Source organism: Paenibacillus sp. Paensp38 (assembly GCF_059491915.1).
Genome location: NZ_CP168516.1, coordinates 3,894,208 through 3,910,000 on the forward strand (window position 1 = coordinate 3,894,208; position 15,793 = coordinate 3,910,000).

At 45.9% G+C, this 15,793-nt stretch carries 9 protein-coding genes, 12 tRNA genes, 2 rRNA genes and 2 pseudogenes (1 of these 25 cut by a window edge); 6 read left to right on the plus strand and 19 right to left on the minus strand.

The features are described 5' to 3' along the window. Window positions 1-13: 13 nt before the first annotated feature. Complete coding sequence (locus ACEN8J_RS17185) at window positions 14-4,039, minus strand: DUF5695 domain-containing protein (RefSeq protein WP_495593778.1); 4,026 nt, start codon at window positions 4,037-4,039, stop codon at window positions 14-16. Window positions 4,040-4,564: 525 nt separating this feature from the next. Between ACEN8J_RS17185 and ACEN8J_RS17190 the strand changes: the two genes are divergently transcribed. Further along, window positions 4,565-4,966, plus strand: a complete 402-nt coding sequence (locus ACEN8J_RS17190) for a VOC family protein (protein ID WP_029514787.1) — start codon at window positions 4,565-4,567, stop codon at window positions 4,964-4,966. A gap of 483 nt (window positions 4,967-5,449) precedes the next feature. Continuing rightward, window positions 5,450-6,520, plus strand: a complete 1,071-nt coding sequence (locus tag ACEN8J_RS17195) for an SDR family oxidoreductase (protein WP_495593779.1) — start codon at window positions 5,450-5,452, stop codon at window positions 6,518-6,520. A gap of 46 nt (window positions 6,521-6,566) precedes the next feature. On the opposite strand, the gene ACEN8J_RS17200 is transcribed toward ACEN8J_RS17195, so the two are convergent. Then, complete coding sequence (locus ACEN8J_RS17200; RefSeq protein ID WP_025685981.1) at window positions 6,567-6,947, minus strand: winged helix-turn-helix transcriptional regulator; 381 nt, start codon at window positions 6,945-6,947, stop codon at window positions 6,567-6,569. 195 nt (window positions 6,948-7,142) lie between these two features. On the opposite strand from ACEN8J_RS17200, the gene ACEN8J_RS17205 reads away from it, so the two are divergent. Continuing rightward, a complete protein-coding gene (locus ACEN8J_RS17205; protein WP_449292663.1) occupies window positions 7,143-7,994 on the plus strand; it encodes an aldo/keto reductase in 852 nt (283 codons plus the stop codon). Window positions 7,995-8,111: 117 nt separating this feature from the next. On the opposite strand, the gene ACEN8J_RS17210 is transcribed toward ACEN8J_RS17205, so the two are convergent. Continuing rightward, complete coding sequence (locus ACEN8J_RS17210; RefSeq protein WP_069010312.1) at window positions 8,112-8,798, minus strand: TetR/AcrR family transcriptional regulator; 687 nt, start codon at window positions 8,796-8,798, stop codon at window positions 8,112-8,114. Window positions 8,799-8,935: 137 nt separating this feature from the next. Here ACEN8J_RS17210 and ACEN8J_RS17215 point away from each other — a divergent pair, with 137 nt between their 5' ends. Beyond that, window positions 8,936-10,288 carry an MATE family efflux transporter gene (locus ACEN8J_RS17215; protein WP_029514780.1) on the plus strand — a complete coding sequence of 451 codons (1,353 nt, stop codon included), beginning with the start codon at window positions 8,936-8,938 and terminating at the stop codon, window positions 10,286-10,288. A gap of 90 nt (window positions 10,289-10,378) precedes the next feature. On the opposite strand, the gene ACEN8J_RS17220 is transcribed toward ACEN8J_RS17215, so the two are convergent. Both ACEN8J_RS17220 and ACEN8J_RS17225 read right to left on the minus strand, forming a co-directional pair. Next, window positions 10,379-10,501, minus strand: coding sequence for a hypothetical protein (locus tag ACEN8J_RS17220; protein ID WP_495593780.1), 123 nt, complete (start codon window positions 10,499-10,501; stop codon window positions 10,379-10,381). A 703-nt stretch (window positions 10,502-11,204) separates the two neighbouring features. Continuing rightward, window positions 11,205-11,669, minus strand: coding sequence for a DUF8821 family protein (locus ACEN8J_RS17225; protein WP_029514777.1), 465 nt, complete (start codon window positions 11,667-11,669; stop codon window positions 11,205-11,207). 927 nt (window positions 11,670-12,596) lie between these two features. Between ACEN8J_RS17225 and ACEN8J_RS17230 the strand changes: the two are divergent. Both ACEN8J_RS17230 and ACEN8J_RS17235 read left to right on the plus strand, forming a co-directional pair. Next, window positions 12,597-12,762: pseudogene (locus ACEN8J_RS17230) on the plus strand (IS110 family transposase); the annotation flags it as partial. Window positions 12,763-12,776: 14 nt separating this feature from the next. After that, window positions 12,777-13,001, plus strand: a pseudogene (locus tag ACEN8J_RS17235) (oxidoreductase); the annotation flags it as partial. Between the two features lie 394 nt (window positions 13,002-13,395). On the opposite strand, the gene ACEN8J_RS17240 reads toward ACEN8J_RS17235, so the two are convergent. The 14 genes from ACEN8J_RS17240 to ACEN8J_RS17305 form a co-directional block, all read right to left on the minus strand. Beyond that, window positions 13,396-13,475: transfer RNA gene (locus ACEN8J_RS17240), tRNA-Leu, on the minus strand. Window positions 13,476-13,487: 12 nt separating this feature from the next. Then, window positions 13,488-13,564 (minus strand) — tRNA-Arg (locus ACEN8J_RS17245). A 7-nt stretch (window positions 13,565-13,571) separates the two neighbouring features. After that, window positions 13,572-13,646 (minus strand) — tRNA-Gly (locus ACEN8J_RS17250). Between the two features lie 10 nt (window positions 13,647-13,656). Next, window positions 13,657-13,737, minus strand: a tRNA-Leu gene (locus tag ACEN8J_RS17255). A 12-nt stretch (window positions 13,738-13,749) separates the two neighbouring features. Beyond that, window positions 13,750-13,825, minus strand: a tRNA-Lys gene (locus ACEN8J_RS17260). Window positions 13,826-13,832: 7 nt separating this feature from the next. Beyond that, window positions 13,833-13,918 (minus strand) — tRNA-Tyr (locus ACEN8J_RS17265). Between the two features lie 4 nt (window positions 13,919-13,922). Beyond that, window positions 13,923-13,998, minus strand: a tRNA-Thr gene (locus ACEN8J_RS17270). Between the two features lie 13 nt (window positions 13,999-14,011). Further along, window positions 14,012-14,088 (minus strand) — tRNA-Asp (locus tag ACEN8J_RS17275). 26 nt (window positions 14,089-14,114) lie between these two features. Beyond that, window positions 14,115-14,188: transfer RNA gene (locus ACEN8J_RS17280), tRNA-Met, on the minus strand. A gap of 26 nt (window positions 14,189-14,214) precedes the next feature. Next, window positions 14,215-14,290 (minus strand) — tRNA-Val (locus ACEN8J_RS17285). Between the two features lie 10 nt (window positions 14,291-14,300). Further along, window positions 14,301-14,372 (minus strand) — tRNA-Glu (locus tag ACEN8J_RS17290). A gap of 20 nt (window positions 14,373-14,392) precedes the next feature. After that, window positions 14,393-14,484 (minus strand) — tRNA-Ser (locus tag ACEN8J_RS17295). 149 nt (window positions 14,485-14,633) lie between these two features. Further along, a 5S ribosomal RNA gene (gene rrf, locus ACEN8J_RS17300) occupies window positions 14,634-14,750 on the minus strand. Window positions 14,751-14,900: 150 nt separating this feature from the next. Then, window positions 14,901-15,793: ribosomal RNA gene (locus tag ACEN8J_RS17305) — 23S ribosomal RNA — on the minus strand (it continues 2,036 nt past the right edge of the window).

Sequence of the window (15,793 nt, forward strand, 5' to 3'; positions counted from 1 at the left end):
TGTTGCCGCCCATTCAGAATACCCCCGCTGATTTAGCGGAGCTGACAGGTCGAGGCGGTAAGGCAGATGTTACCGGGGATGTCGTAGTTGGCGGGGTTACTGAATTCTCCGGGCCAACCGGTGTTACCGATGGAACCGCAGCCCCTACCTCAATCACGGTTACCTTCGCCATTGCCTTTAACTCTGTCCCTTCTACTTTGCCCTTCAACTCAAACGAACCTGGAGCAGCATATTGTGCAGGGTCTATATCCTCCCATTCCACAGCCACCCATTTAGTGGAGCCTTCGCCATACGTAGCTTCCACTACGCTTGGCAGTTCGGGTTTTTCACCCGTACGAGTCGTCACGTTTACTTCTTTTAAAGCCGTAATTTTCTCGACTCCCGTTAGGCTTTGTGCTGTACCGGAGACCAAACCTGCTACCTCAGAAGCATTCAAAGCACGGCTGTAGATCCGGAATTCATCCACCAGACCATTGAAATAAGGATCAGGGTATTGAGATTTGCCGATAAAATTATTTTTGGTCTGTCCCAGACTGGTAGGATTCAGGGTCAAGTTGGTATTGCGTCCCACTTCTTTTCCATCCACGTATAAAATACCTGTGGAACCTGAAAGCGTGACCGCAACATGCTTCCATACGCCTGTCGGCAGTACAGGGCCTTCAATCGTCTGCTCCTGTCCCTGCCCGTTGCCTTGATTGGTAATGGCAAACAGCATGGTATTTCCTGCTTTAGGCGTCAGGAACATATATTCATTCGTCCCGGAGCCGAAGTCAAAAATCCGTACATAATCGCTCAGGCTGTTCGCTTTGACCCAGCCGGATACGGTCAATTGCTGTGCACGACTGACAATACCCGCCGGAAGCTGCACGTAGCTGTCCTTGCCGTTCAGGCTGACAGCATTGCCTGTTTTACCCGCAGCCCATGCAGCCGTTCCCTTCACGGCAGCATCATTGCCACTGTCCGAAGAATCCGCAACTACAGAACCGCTGGTTTCATCAAACTTGTAAACGGCAAGCTGTTCAAGTAACGGAGCGACCGGTTCAGCTACCACCGTTACTTTAGCCTCCGCTGACAACTGAGAATCGCTGGCTGTCAGCTTGAACACATACGTTCCTGGCTCGGAAACGTCCACCTTCGTGCGAAGCGATGTTTTGCTGCTGAATGTGACCTTCGCGTCCTGTGGTCCTTCGACCAGACTCCACTCGCTCGTCACCTTTCCTTGCGGAAGTCCATCATCCGTAGCTGTGCCTTTCAAAATAATTTGATCCGGCAGCTTCACCTTCGAATCTTTGCCAGCGTCTACAACAGGTGCCTTGTTCGGATCAGGTGTGGTTGGTGTCAGCTCTACCGTGTAGGAGGATGCTGTACCAATCTCCAATTTAAGCTTGTTGGAAGGCGCATATGCATTAAACTTCCCTTGTGATTGACCGCCTACTTTAACCAAATACGTTCCTTTCTTCAAACCGTCAAATGTAATGTACGTGGAATGAGCTTGGCCTGGCGTTTGATTTTTCAACTGAAGCCATACATAATCCTTGGAAGTTGCCAGCTTGGCTTCTGTATACTGATCCTTTTCCAGCTCGATATACATCTTTTCCGTAATCAGATTGATTCGCTTGAACAAACCGTCCAGCGGCTTGATCGTATACACGTTGCCACTTTTGCTCACCTCTGCACCGTAGCCCGTCAATCCAAAAATCGGATCCATCGCGATATCAGCGCTTAAGGTTTTGAGCGCACCGAACAATCCGAGATCAGCCTCACCACTCATGCCGCGCCAGCCGTTAAAGAGCGGAACATTTTTACCGCCGCCAGTGCCGTTCGTGCCGTTATTGCCTTTTTCCGCTTGATACGTCCATGCGACCGCCCCGATGTTTTCAGGGTCCGAGCTGATTTGCCCGGAGTTAATCGCTCCGACATTGGCAATTTTAGCTGCATAGGACAACCGTTGTTGTTCCTCACGGTGATTGTCCTCATGATGGCGAATCCAGTCATCCATCGCATATCCAGCAAGCGAAGTCGTGTACTGGAAGTTAAACCAGTTCTCCCCGGTAATCGTCACCGGATCGGTGTAGTAGTACCATACGGGCATATGACCGCGTGCCGCACGGGTTTTGGCATTGATTTTACCCATCATTTCCAGGGCTTTACTTTGCTCGCCCTCTGTATCTATATTCTGCTTGGCTAACGTATATACAGCTTCTTCCCCTGTATTGTCATAGCTATATTCAGAACCATAAGGATACTTTGTATTTTTAAAATTGTTATATTTACGATCCATTTTTTCCTTAAGATCATTCGCTTCATCATCATAGCCTTCATCATGAAGTGCCTGAATAATATCCGGTGTGGTCAGTTCGCCCATCAAACCTGTTTCCCAGTTGTACGCGACTGGCCCTTCATACAATGCTTTGAAAATGTTATACGCCCGCAGCAAATACGTTTCCTTTGGATGCTTGTAAGTAACAAGATCCGGGTATTCCTTGGCAATCTTGTACATGCTGAAATACGTGTTGTATACATGCGGATAAGCATACCCTCGATAGGTCGGTGTATCGTTAGGCTCTGGCATCAAGAAATCATGAATTAAATAATCCTCATGATGTCCGTTCATCAGATTCGTCCAGATCGCCGTTTCCAAATAATCGTCTACGGCCCGCACCTCTTTAGCGACCGGAGACAGTGTGTTTTTCTCAGCCAGAAACTGTCCGTGCGTCAGACCCCAATCGTCTCCCCAGCCCCAGTAGCCGTTGAAAATGTTCCGTTTGGATTTGGTATGCATCATCCAATCGTCAAATACCTTGTCGCGCAGATCACCCGGTACATTCCATTGGGTTTTGTCGACCATAAATGTAGCGTGCCGTTGCAGCGCTTGATCAATCGGCTCGATGGCATAAAATTGTAGAACCGTTTTGCTGCCATTGCCGTATTCTACCGTTATGAAATTCGGACCCAATTTAGTAAATTTCAATTCATAAATGTGGTGTCCTCCAGCCTTGCTATCCGTCTCTGGAATAACGGTTCCGTCGGGATAGGTTACTTTGCTGATCGCCTGCTTGGAGCGCAGGTCCACCTTCGCCTTTTGATTCGTAGGCACGATCATGCCGGGTACGACTGTTGTATCCACCAAGTTTTCTTGGTACAACGTATCTTTTACATCATGCTCGTCCTTCACAGCCAGAAACTTGAAGCCATAGTTTTTGCTTTGACCGGGATTCAGGATCAGGCTTGTATTGGGCAAATAGCCCCGGTTAGTGGACTTGATGACATTGGAATGAATATAAAATACATTCAGCCCTTCCAGCCATTTACCTTCGTTGGCCGGATTCCAGGCCCATTTGCTGCCCGGATGCTCCTCATCCCGCCAGTGATCCTGATATTCAAAACCCGCACCTGTTGTCGAATCAGGAATCAGCAAAAGGGAAGAGCCAATGCCGCTGGGACGCCCAGCTGTAATATAGGAGCTGTTATTGCCGACAAAGGAATGCGTCACCACTCTAGTTTCGTAGATCGCATCACCATTAGTCCATTGCTCATTGAAAGGCAGAGGCAAACCGAAATCGCCAATCTCCAATTTTTTCCCACTTGTATTCTGTACCTGTATATTCCACAACACCGAACCATTCGACTCTGCCGAATACGTTTCGATGACTTTAAAATTGCGTATGCCTTCTGCATTAGTAGAATTCTCGTACGTGACAGTGACACGGTTACCACTAGTTGTGATCTTGCGTGCGTCAGCCGACTTGTTCGTCCATGCTTTTGTCCAGCTACCTCCATCCAATCGGTACGTGAACATCAGCTCCCCTAGCCACTGATGATCTGCGGTGTTCTGCTCAGGTGTAACCGTTGCATTCATCACATATTCAGTCGGGAAAGCATCTCCTTTGATACGTATGGATGAGATTTCTCCATGCTCGCCTGTCTGAATCGTCAGCTTGTCATTGGATAGTTCATGGGCCTCTGCCGTATGCACTCCAAACAACACAGACGCTGTGGTTAAAAATAAAAACGCCGCCAATATTCCCTTAAATTTCATCAACACGGCCTCCTTTTGGATTTCGGGGTCCTGATTTGCTTGCCAATCACCTGAAGTCTCTTCATTTCGCCGCAACCTCCTTGGAAATGTAAGCGTTACAACTCTATTGTACAAATCCTTGTCCATTGGTAAAATCAACATTTTCAACCGATTTATATAGGATTTCAACCTTTCGAGACCACCACTTTATCATTGAACTATCGTTTCTCGTTAGTTCAATGTTTTAATTCTACTTTAGTCCCAAAAATTTAATTTCAGTAATTATATGTTTCGCGCTGAGGGTGCTTATCTATAGACTGGATTACAAAACGCATTTCTACTTTGATGCGAAATCCATTTCTTGGCTAGATCGATACCTTGACGGAGACGATGCTGGAACAGAGAAGTAAATAAGTTTACTAAGGAAACCGCAGAATGCATGACAGGAATGTCATACCTTGCAGTTTCTTTTATAAGATTCGCTTCTGCTGCCAGAAGTAGAGTATAGTAGGAGTAGTTGAAAAAATATTCCAGGAGGCTACAGCCATGTCACAGGATATCTGGATTAACCTGCCGGTCAAAGATGTTGAGAGGTCAACTGCCTTTTTCAATGAGATTGGATTCCATGCGGTGAGCGTTGGTAACGAGAGATCCAAGCTTGCCATAGGCCAAACAACGATTCTGCTGTTCCCGGATGCGGCGTTTGAGCAATTCACAGGTTCAAAAACCGCAGATACTTCCAATACCGCAGAAGTAATATTTTCCATTGGCGCTGAAAGCAGAGAAGAAGTAGATGCCTTTATTCAAAAAGTAGAGTTTGCCGGAGGAAACATCTTTGGCAAGCCGAGTGAAATTGACGGCTGGATGTACGGCGCAGGATTTGCCGACCTGGATGGTCACCGCTGGAACCTGCTGTACATGGATGAGAGCAAAATGCCGAAACGCTAATATGAAAACGCCGGTCACCTGCTTAAGGTGACCGGCGTTTTTTACACCCTTATAATCTCATATCAGTAATTCAAATCAAAATGGTTGCTTAGAAGGAAAAATTCGTGGGTTAAACTTATACAAATCACCTGGGTTAGCCCGTATTAATTTATTGGTCTTACATAAATAATCAATATTAACGCATATTTGAACTAACCTGCCCGTTAGCTAAATAGACTGGCGAATCATGCCAGCAGTCTATATTATTTGAACTATCGTCTTCCGTTAACTAAAACTACCTTTGAAAGCTAGCGCCGAGTATACCCATCTACCATAATGATTAAGAAAGCAAAGAGAGAGTTGACTGACTTCTTTTCGTCTGGATATACCTCGATTACTTTAAAGTTCTTATGTTACTTTAATGTGCGTACTTCCTATGTATGGTTAGTTGATGCAAAATAATGTTGTACAAAGAAAGAATAGTACAGAAGGAGCTGAAACACTATGAATAATGAATCTACAACAACACGCAAAGTCGCCTTGGTCGTAGGTGCGAATGGTGTTATCGGTCGCAACCTCATTGATCACCTCATCTCTCTTCCTGATTGGGACGTGATCGGCGTATCGCGTCGCGGTGGAGAATCTAGCAACCATGTTCGATATGTGGCTACGGATCTACTCAATATAGACGATCTTCACGAGAAGTTAAGCGATTTAACTGGGGTAACACACATTTTTTATGCTGCTTACCAAGACCGTCAAACTTGGGCTGAACTTGTTCCACCGAACCTCGCCATGTTAGTGAACATCGTAGAAGTGATCGAACCAATCGCGCCGGGCTTGAAACATGTCAGTCTGATGCAGGGATATAAGGTATACGGCGCACATCTCGGCCCGTTCAAAACTCCTGCTCGTGAGACAGACGCTAACCACATGCCTCCTGAGTTCAATATTGATCAGCAAGATTTTTTAGAACAACGGCAAAAAGGTAAGGCTTGGACTTGGTCTGCACTCCGTCCTTCTGTAGTCTGCGGCTTCTCGCTTGGAAATCCGATGAACCTCGCAATGGTCATAGCGATTTACGCTTCAATTTCGAAGGAACTTGGAATACCTTTGCGGTTTCCAGGTAAGTCAGGAGCTTACAACAGCCTCTTGGAGATGACAGACGCTGGGCTTCTCGCAAAGGCAACAGTATGGGCGGCGACCGACGAGCGCTGTGCGAATCAGGCATTCAACATTACGAACGGCGATCTGTTCCGTTGGAATGAGTTATGGCCGAAGATCGCTCAATACTTTGGTATGGAAACAGCCCCTCCGTTGCAAATGTCTCTGGACATTGTCATGGAGGACAAGGAGCAGATTTGGAACAAAATGGTTGAGAGGCATGGGCTTGCTCGGAATTCCTATAAAGAGGTTTCCTCTTGGCTATTCGGCGATTTCGTGTTTGCATGGGATTACGATTTTTTTGCCGACGGAACTAAGGCTCGTCGTTTAGGCTTTCACGAATTCGTCGATACCGAAGCAATGTTTATGAACATCTTCAACGACTTCCGCAAGCGTAAAGTCATCCCGTAAACTACCGTATAAAATAAGAAAGCCGACCTTGTATTGGGTCGGTTTCTTAACTGTTATTCACGTCTGTAAGCATTGGATTAGCCAGAACAGTAGCCTTTCCCTCGTACTTTCTCTCTATATGCGAATCCCCCCAACGGCACATCAGATGTAGGAGTTCCTTTAGACTCCAGCCGTAGTCTGTCAACTCATACTCAACTCTAGGTGGTACCTGATTATAAGAAATACGTAAGATGACGCCCTCTTCTTCAAGCTCCCGAAGGTGCTGCGTTAACATCTTTTGAGTAATTGCGGGAATCAAGCTCTTAAATTCATTATTACGTTTCTTACCGAATGTCAAATGAAAGAGAATAACAGGTTTCCATTTCCCACCAATTACCTCTAAAGTTGCCTCAACTGCGGTGTTGTAAATTTTTTCAGTCTTTTTCACACAACTTGCCCCTTTTCGAATATTTCGAAACAGGTCATTGGTAACTCCTGATGAATTGGAGATATTAAATGTCCCTATTAAACATTATAACGACAACCAAATTATTAGGCTATCCTGCCCGTTAGTTGAACCCCGAATTAAATTAAGTTTTGCTTGCATTCCGTAAAAGTATTTCCCTAATACTAAGGATTTTATATGCAAAAAGTAACTTTGAACAATGGGATTGAGATGCCTATACTCGGTTTTGGTGTTTATCAGATCCAAGATGCAAATGAATGTGAACAAAGCGTTTATGACGCTATTATGGCAGGCTATCGGCTGATTGATACCGCTGCCTCTTATCTAAATGAAGAAGCAGTTGGCAGAGCGATCAAACGTAGTGGCGTGGCAAGAGAGGAGTTATTTATCACTACGAAACTTTGGGTTCAGGATACTGGTTATGAGCGTACAAAAAAGGCATTTGAAAAATCACTGGAAAGATTGCAGTTGGATTATTTGGATTTGTATTTAATTCACCAGCCATATGGAGATGTGTTTGGTTCTTGGCGCGCTATGGAGGAATTGTATCGTGATGGAAAGGTCCGTGCAATCGGCGTTAGTAACTTCCATGAGGATCGCCTGATCGATTTGATTATTCATAATGAAGTAGTTCCTGCCGTAAATCAGGTTGAAACTCACCCATTCAACCAGCAAATTGAAAATGCAAAATTTATGAAAGAGAATAATGTTCAGATCGAATCCTGGGCGCCTTTTGCTGAAGGGAAAAACAACTTGTTCCAGCATGAAATATTGGTATCCATAGCTGAAAAATATAATAAATCCGTTGCTCAGGTGGTTTTACGCTGGTTGGCACAAAGAGAAGTTGTTGTGATTCCAAAGTCTGTTCGTAAAGAGAGAATTATCAAAAACTTCGATACCTTTGACTTCGAGTTAAGCCAGGAGGATATGGAGTCGATTACTACGTTAGATACGAAACAGAGCCTGTTCTTTTCACATCGCGATCCTGACATGGTGAAATGGATCAGTACCCGTAAACTCGATATCTAACCCTCTTTCAAAAGATCCCCGTAGGTTTTGATTACGCCAAAAGAACCAACAATTTAGGGTAAACGTAAACCTAATTGAAACCGCCCATCCAATAACCGGATGGGCGGTTTTTACATACTACTTCTCCTTCTCCTGCTCCTTTATCACCTGCTCAATCCCCAACAGAATCAGCTTCAAGCCGAACTCAAACGCCCCGTCGGTTCCCATCAGATTGAACAGCCCGTTCGTGAACATCCTCCGAAACAGTCCCACATCCGTCTCGCTCATGGAGTCCAGAAGGCGAATCATCTCCTCACCCGGATGCGCTTTCTGGTCCTTAAAGATAGCGGAGACATTGCGCTCATGCTGATAATCGTCTAGAACGAAATAGAAGACATAGTTCACAAGCGTAGTAACCACTTGCATTTTCTGCTCTTGCTCAAGCGGCGTCGATTCCACGCAGAGCAGCATACGGTTGGTGAACCGGATGATGTCCGGTTCGTGGGGCAGCGTCATCATCATGAGCTGCGTGGAGCAGGGATATCGGCTGAGCACGTTCCGTACCGTTACCGCAAGCCCCGTCAGCTGCTCCTTCCATTCCCCCTCGGAGTGGAACTCTTCCAGAATCATTTTCGATACCTGGTTGGCTAGACGCTGGTAGAGATGCTGTTTGCTCTTGAAGTACCAGTACAGAGAGGGAGCCTGAATCCCTAACCTATCGGCCAATCGTCTCATGCTTAATTTCTCGATGCCCTCCTCTCCAAGAAGCTCCCACGAGGTTTCCAAAATCTTATCCTCCGAAATCTGAGGTTGCTGCTTTTTCATGTCATCCGCCCTTTTATCTAACAGTGTAAGTTTATGCTTTACAGGTTCATTGGTTCATGATACCATCTAACACTGTAAGTCACAACCTAACAGTGTTAGACTGAAAGGCAAAATAAATAGAGAAAGTAGTGATCCGCATGGATGCAGAAAACCTCCATTACTTTGAAAAAGCACCGGTCGCAAAAGCCGTAGCTCACTTCGCTATACCCATGATGCTAGGCACGTCAATGAGTGTCATTTATTCCATCTTGAATGCCTATTTCCTTGGTACACTTCACAATACTGCCATGTTAACCGCACTCGCACTGACCCTGCCGTTATTCGCAATCATTATGGCGCTAGGCAATTTGATTGGCATGGGTAGCGGTACATTCATCTCCCGTTTGCTAGGAGAGAAAAAATATGATGAGGTAAAGCATGTGTCTTCATTTGCCTTTTACAGCAGTTTAGTTCTCGGTCTTATCGTGATGGCCGTGGGTCTCCCGTTGATCAATCCAATCGTTCATGGCCTGGGAGCAACGTCTGACTCCTTCGGATTCACGAAGGACTATGTCACGATTATGCTTATTGGCTCACCATTCGTCGTATTATTCTTCACACTGGAGAATATCGTGCGTTCGGAGGGCGCAGCAATCACGTCGATGATCGGTATGATTCTCAGTGTTGTTATAAATATTATTCTCGACGCGTTAGTCATCTTCGTGCTTCATTGGGATGTGATCGGCGTTGCGTCTGCTACGGTCATTTCTAACTTGGTTGCGAGTGCATTCTACGCCTTCCATATGGGATATAAGAGCCAATTCTTAACCGTCTCCGTAAAATGGTTCAAGGCTACCAAGGACATTCTGAGCAATGTATTCAAAATCGGAGTTCCTGTCTTTATTATGAGTATCTTTTTGGGTGCAATGTCGCTCATCTTTAACCATTTTCTTGTCGAATACGGGGATCAGGCAGTAGCGGCTTACGGAATTTCATCACGTTTATTGCAATTTCCTGAGTTTATTCTGATGGGCTTATGCGAGGGAGTCGTGCCGTTGATTGCCTTCTCATTCACAGCGAATAAATTACGCATGAAGAATACCATTGGATTTACGATCAAAGTGATTGTGGCGTTAGCAGTCGTATTTGGCATCATCGTCTATTTGATTTCCGACCACTTAATTGGTTTATTTACAAATGACTCGCAATTAATTGGAATGGGCAGCTACATTCTACATGTGACATTCCTATCCTTGTTCATTACAGGAATGACCACATTGTTTACCGGGATCTTCCAAGCATCAGCACAAGGAACTGCCGCGTTTATTATGTCAATTATTCAAGGAATTACTCTGATTCCTGTGTTGTTTATCGCCAATCAAATGAACGGCTTCCACGGGGTGGTCTGGTCGCTTGTCATTGCGGATGCGGTCGCATTCCTTGTTGGTGCCATCATGTTGTATGTTTTGCGGACCAAATTGCAGCCAGAATTGGATAAGTTAGTACAGTAGAAAACATATAACACCCAAGAAGGCAGGATAGGACACTCCCCGACCCTGCCTTTTTTAGGTATATGGACGGGGAATAGGGCAATTGTCATTTTAAAAAGGAAAATGCCCCCTACCTGCACGATCTTGCTTATTCAGCGCCCCCATCGCCACACTCATCGGAAAGTTCTTACCTCTGAAGATCGTCGTTCCCAGCGCAAACTTCGAGACGAGCAAATCCGTGCCTCCTAACCCCTTATATTTCACTTTTCAACGCTACTGTATTAACCTGTACTGCCCGTTACTTCCATGAAAGAGGGAGCATTTGCCACGGCAGTGTGCTCCCTGTTCTAAATTCAAATATCGTTTCCCGTTAGTTGAATCATTTCTGTGATTGATCCACCTTGTAGATTCTTCTGGGATGGCGGCCTGTGCAACCTGCACTGATCCACGACCTCGAACAGTCTCACTACTTCAACAACTGATTGGAGACGAGACCGAGAATCGATCATGGGCCGCTTAATAAAGCACTTGAGAAAAGCGAAGCTAGACATGGACTAACAACAACATGTATGAAATAGAAGTTTGGATATTAAAACAAGGTCAACACGAGTGCATACCACACTAAGTGTTGTTACCTTCATTCGCAGCAAACTATTCTGGCTAATCGTATTGTTAGGTCACTTCCCACAAGGAAATTTTTCATCTTCACTTATGGTATGGTTCACCGCGTTGGCTGAAAGGGCAAGTTCTCAAAAAAATAGTCTCCTTATCAGAGACTACCCGCGATCTTCCTGTTTGATAATCATACGATAAGCGGTAGCCTTTCATCATTCTTTCAAAAAAGGGCAATCCTTTTGCGGGATAGCCCTTTCTTTAATTTCACTTTTTTGCAAAGAGAATAAGGTGCTGGATTCCTCCATTTGTGCTTTTGCTTACTTTAATATTGTCCTTTAATTACAAAAAACGAACCCCGAATTGTTCCAGCTAGTTTAGACTTCTGCCTAGCAAACTTAAACTTCCCTTCTAGCTCCTTTGGTACCTCCATCCCCTCAGAAAGCTTAAAACCAACAGCCCGCTTTTTAGGGTCATCCACCGTATACATGACATTGATTGCAAGACCATCCTCATAAAAAACGTAGGTAAATCGGATATTTTCCACTTGAAAACGCGACGTTTCTAAAGGTTTAGCCGCAAACGCAATATCACGTTCTTCTCTCAAAATTCGGTTCACATAATCAAGGCTCTCCTGGCTTTCGCTAGCTGGTACAACCGTAAATTCATACTTGTACTTGTTCATAAAATAACGGGCTTCATTAGCACGTAAACCAGCAAGCGCTTCTGCTACAGGTGAAGACTCTAAACCAACCGTAGATACATCTTTAAAATCAACGAGATACGACATTTCCATTCCTCCTATTCTCTCTTTACGCCCTAACAGCTTCCGCATTTCACCAAAATCAAATTCATTTCTCAAGTTGTTGTAGAAACATCCTTATAGCCAGACTTCAAATTAATTCTCTTATCTACCACATAGTATACCAAAATTGATTCAAGAGAAGATTTTGAATGGCGAATTTGTTAGTTTGTTAAATAGTGTTCACATAGACTGGTATTCACAAACACCGCTTTAAATATTCGACCAGCGAGATAATACGATACTGCCTATAGTTCCTCGAGGTCGGGAAATTAAGGACTCAGAGTATGTCCTACCAAAAAACTCTCGGCCTGTGTCCTGTACTTCCATTAAGGAGGTTCAGATTCACAAGCCAAAGATATTTTCATTCATGATGGTGGCCGTTAGTCCATGTTTGTTTGGGAAAGACCCTCTGCACGGAAGGGGGCGTACCCGCATACATAAACCAAATGAGTACGATACCTATCTATCATGAATATATAGATGCATGGCTGAAGAATCATATCGTGCCTGTAATTGCGCTAAACTTTGTAACGGTTATACACGAGCGCCAAATGAAAAAAATCGCCGGGGACGACAAGTTGTTGCGGCAGATGATCGCGGCTATGGACGAAGGCTTTCGCATGTTAGAGGCCTTACGGTATCCGCTAACGCCGGCCGCGCAAGCATCACTAATCCGCAAACGATCGGCGTTGATGCGCCTTTTTACGAAAATTTATCATAGGATGCCGATCAGCCGACTGGTTGACGGATCCGTAGGGGAAATCGTAGCTTTGAGCCGTGTGTTTCACCTTTGGAAGGAACAGACACGGGTCCCTCCCCCCCCAACTGGGACGAGTTGGAAAAGCGTTTTGAAGCCAAGGTCAACCGTTCATAACTTTTACCCTAGGAGTAATCAACCGAGGATGATCCTAGTTCTACAAAGAAGACTTTGAGCATTATAAAACAAGGGGCGTTTAGTTGCTTGAATCTTTGAAACTTAACACGACAGCATAACACGTTTACCGGTCTATATATCCAAATTAAGCTGCAGTTCCAAACCGCATTGGATCAGATATCCCCTGAATACAAAGGTGTTTATCGGGGATCTTCATTGAAGGTACGAACACCCGTACAGCAACTATCTATCCAGCAGCAATAAATACAGAATTGTTGACTACCATCACAGATAAGAATACTTTAAAAGGTGCAACTGCATTGTATGAACAACATGGTATTTCACCTGATCGAGTTGCCAATGTTGTTGCGTTCGCGATTGATCAGCCAGAAGATACGAACGTTAATGAGTTTACAATTGGACCAACAAGTCAACCTTGGTAAGTTCATCTTCTAAAGCGCAAAAGTCTGTCGAGTTTCCCAACAGACTTTTGTGCTTTCTGTGTTGAGTTGGTGAAGTAAACTTAAAACTAACTTGTCCGTTAGTTTAATAAAAAGAGCAGACTTGAAGCGCCTGCTCAACATTGTGTGTTATTTAACTATCGTTCCTCGTTAGTTGTACGCCCTATCTTAATAACGCAAAAGAACGGAGGAGATTGCCTTGGGGTTTCTACTGCTTGTAATGTCGATAGAAATAGTTTAAAAGTAAAAAAGGAGAGATGGCATAAAAATAAGCCATCTCTCCTTTTTCATCTATATAAAGCGGGTAATGGGAATCGGACCCACGCTACCAGCTTGGAAGGCTGAGTTTTACCATTGAGCTACATCCCGAAATAGATGCCGGTGAGAGGACTCGAACCTCCACGGTTTCCCTCACGATTTTGAGTCGCGCGCGTCTGCCAATTCCGCCACACCGGCTTATGAAGTTAATGGCGTCCCCTGAGAGATTCGAACTCCCGACCTTTTGATTCGTAGTCAAACGCTCTATCCAGCTGAGCTAAGGGGACTAATAAATGGAGCGGACGACGGGAATCGAACCCGCGACCCTCGCCTTGGCAAGGCGATGCTCTACCGCTGAGCCACGTCCGCAAAAACAAGATGCGCGTGGAGGGACTTGAACCCCCACGTCAAAGACGCTAGATCCTAAGTCTAGTGCGTCTGCCAATTCCGCCACACGCGCATACAATGATAATGGTGAGCCATGAAGGACTCGAACCTTCGACACCCTGATTAAAAGTCAGGTGCTCTACCAACTGAGCTAATGGCTCGTAAAACTGGTGGAGGATGATGGATTCGAACCACCGAACCCGTAAGGGAGCAGATTTACAGTCTGATGCGTTTGGCCACTTCGCTAATCCTCCAATATGGTGCCGGCGAGAGGACTTGAACCCCCAACCTACTGATTACAAGTCAGTTGCTCTACCAGTTGAGCTACACCGGCGTATTAAGTTAAATGGCGGAACCGACGGGATTCGAACCCGCGATCTCCTGCGTGACAGGCAGGCATGTTAGGCCTCTACACCACGGTTCCAGAGGAAACTTCCTTAGTTGAAGTAATTGCGGGGGCAGGATTTGAACCTGCGACCTTCGGGTTATGAGCCCGACGAGCTACCGAACTGCTCCACCCCGCGACAGTAATAAATATTTATTTTTCAAATGGTGGAGGCTGAGGGGCTCGAACCCCCGACCCTCTGCTTGTAAGGCAGATGCTCTCCCAGCTGAGCTAAGCCTCCATACTGCTTATGACCCGTAGGGGATTCGAACCCCTGTTACCTCCGTGAAAGGGAGGTGTCTTAACCCCTTGACCAACGGGCCATATATCTATTATTAAGAGCTGGCGGAGAGAGAGGGATTCGAACCCTCGAGACGCTTTTGGCGCCTACACGATTTCCAATCGTGCTCCTTCGGCCAACTCGGACACCTCTCCACATGGCTCCCCGAACAGGACTCGAACCTGTGACAACTCGATTAACAGTCGAGTGCTCTACCAACTGAGCTATAGCCCCATCTAAAAAATCATTTTTGTATGTATAATCAATAGCCTGATAGGCGAAAAAAAATCCCCATTATGGGGTTGCTTGGCGACGTCCTACTCTCCCAGGACCCTGCGGTCCAAGTACCATCGGCGCTGGAGGGCTTAACGGTCGTGTTCGGGATGGGTACGTGTGGAACCCCTCCGCTATCGCCACCAAACATGAATTTGCTATGCAAATTCTATCGTACGGTTATTCACTTCACGACATATCGTGTGAACGAATAGCCATGCATTTGTTGTATGTCACTTGTACATACCTTCAAGGTTACACCCTGAAAACTGGATCCGAAACTTATTGCGTTTTATCTTAGGATAAGCCCTCGACCGATTAGTATTGGTCAGCTCCATGCATTACTGCACTTCCACCCCCAACCTATCTACCTCGTCGTCTTCAAGGGGTCTTACATACTGGGAAATCTCATCTTGAGGGGGGCTTCACGCTTAGATGCTTTCAGCGCTTATCCCTTCCGTACATAGCTACCCAGCGGTGCTCCTGGCGGAACAACTGGTACACCAGCGGTACGTCCATCCCGGTCCTCTCGTACTAAGGACAGCTCCTCTCAAATTTCCTACGCCCACGACAGATAGGGACCGAACTGTCTCACGACGTTCTGAACCCAGCTCGCGTACCGCTTTAATGGGCGAACAGCCCAACCCTTGGGACCTACTTCAGCCCCAGGATGCGATGAGCCGACATCGAGGTGCCAAACCTCCCCGTCGATGTGGACTCTTGGGGGAGATAAGCCTGTTATCCCCAGGGTAGCTTTTATCCGTTGAGCGATGGCCCTTCCATGCGGTACCACCGGATCACTAAGCCCGACTTTCGTCCCTGCTCGACTTGTAGGTCTCGCAGTCAAGCTCCCTTCTGCCTTTGCACTCTTCGAATGATTTCCAACCATTCTGAGGGAACCTTGGGGCGCCTCCGTTACTCTTTAGGAGGCGACCGCCCCAGTCAAACTGCCCACCTGACACTGTCCTCGCACCGGTTTACGGTACCAAGTTAGAACCTAGATACGATCAGGGTGGTATCCCAAGGATGCCTCCCTTCAAGCTGGCGCTCAAAGTTCGACGGCTCCCACCTATCCTGTACAGATCGTACCCAAATTCAATATCAAGCTGCAGTAAAGCTCCATGGGGTCTTTCCGTCTTGTCGCGGGTAACCTGCATCTTCACAGGTATTAAAATTTCACCGGATCTCTCG

Bases quoted from the DNA above. Each gene is read 5' to 3' on its own strand.
- ACEN8J_RS17185 (WP_495593778.1), bottom strand. From the start codon at position 4,039: ATGAAATTTAAGGGAATATTGGCGGCGTTTTTATTTTTAACCACAGCG.
- ACEN8J_RS17190 (WP_029514787.1), top strand. From the start codon at position 4,565: ATGTCACAGGATATCTGGATTAACCTGCCGGTCAAAGATGTTGAGAGG.
- ACEN8J_RS17195 (WP_495593779.1), top strand. From the start codon at position 5,450: ATGAATAATGAATCTACAACAACACGCAAAGTCGCCTTGGTCGTAGGT.
- ACEN8J_RS17205 (WP_449292663.1), top strand. From the start codon at position 7,143: ATGCAAAAAGTAACTTTGAACAATGGGATTGAGATGCCTATACTCGGT.
- ACEN8J_RS17210 (WP_069010312.1), bottom strand. From the start codon at position 8,798: ATGAAAAAGCAGCAACCTCAGATTTCGGAGGATAAGATTTTGGAAACC.
- ACEN8J_RS17215 (WP_029514780.1), top strand. From the start codon at position 8,936: ATGGATGCAGAAAACCTCCATTACTTTGAAAAAGCACCGGTCGCAAAA.
- ACEN8J_RS17225 (WP_029514777.1), bottom strand. From the start codon at position 11,669: ATGTCGTATCTCGTTGATTTTAAAGATGTATCTACGGTTGGTTTAGAG.